We start from the raw sequence: 889 nt of genomic DNA on the forward strand, positions 1-889 counted from the left end.
CGCGCCATCTTTTCCAGATCGGGAAATGCCGCGTAGGACGCGCCGGCGCAGGGCTCGGCGGCGTTGTCGAGGATGCGGTCGAGCCGGCCGTCGACGAACAGGACGCCGCGCTCCCGGACCGGGCGGTAGTTGCCGTCGGTCTCCTTTGCGCTGTAGCGCAGGCAGACCACGTAGCGCAGCCGGCCGCCGACCGTGCGCTGCACCGGCTCGGCGATCCCGGCTTCGCGGACCCCGACCGGATTGTTCAGGTAGGTCCGCATGAAGGCCAGGATCTGGTCGCGGTACCTGTCCGGAAACGGCTGGTTGGCGACGCCACGATCGTCGGTGAATGTGGTCGAGCTGCCGCCGTCGTCGCTGGTGAGGCAGCCGGCAAGCGGGATCGAGAGCAGCAGGATCGCCGCCAGTTTTGATGAGGTCCGCAAACGACGCTGTTTCATGAGTCCCCGGCCGCGTCTCATAAACCGCCAGGTGGGGAATTCGCAACTCGCTTGTTCCTGCCGAGCCGGCGCCCAGCCTCGCAACGGAAGCCCCGACGCACTCCGGCCCGCCGCCATTGGGGAAGCAATGGACGAGCGGGCCGGTTCTGCATCCCAAGGGCGCAGCGGGGCAATGTGGATCGAACGACGCCCCTCGGATCAGGTTCAGTCGCGCTTGATCAGCCGCGCTTGGCCGGCACGACGTGCTTGGTGGCGACCTTGGCCGAAACGTGCTTGGAGGCGTGCTTGATCGCATGCTTCGGCGACTTCACCTTCAGCATGCCCATGTGCTTGTGGTGATGGCGATAGTGCTTGTGGTGCATCTTGGCGTTGGCGTTGCGCACCTTCGAGGGCAGCTGCTCGCTCTTGATCACCGGGGCGGCCTTGGTCGCCGGGGCAGTCGTCGCCGGGGC

1 protein-coding gene and 1 pseudogene are annotated in these 889 nt (G+C 66.9%); both read right to left on the reverse strand.

Annotation, left to right across the window (positions count from 1 at the left end; translation table 11 throughout):
* The coding region (locus tag H8B02_RS47510) for a hypothetical protein (protein WP_229172551.1) at window positions 1–437 on the reverse strand (437 nt) is incomplete at its 3' end.
* Between the two features lie 218 nt (window positions 438–655).
* Window positions 656–889, reverse strand: a pseudogene (locus H8B02_RS47515) (His-rich protein BRANT); the annotation flags it as partial.

This window comes from Bradyrhizobium altum (genome assembly GCF_020889705.1).
GTDB lineage: Bacteria > Pseudomonadota > Alphaproteobacteria > Rhizobiales > Xanthobacteraceae > Bradyrhizobium > Bradyrhizobium altum.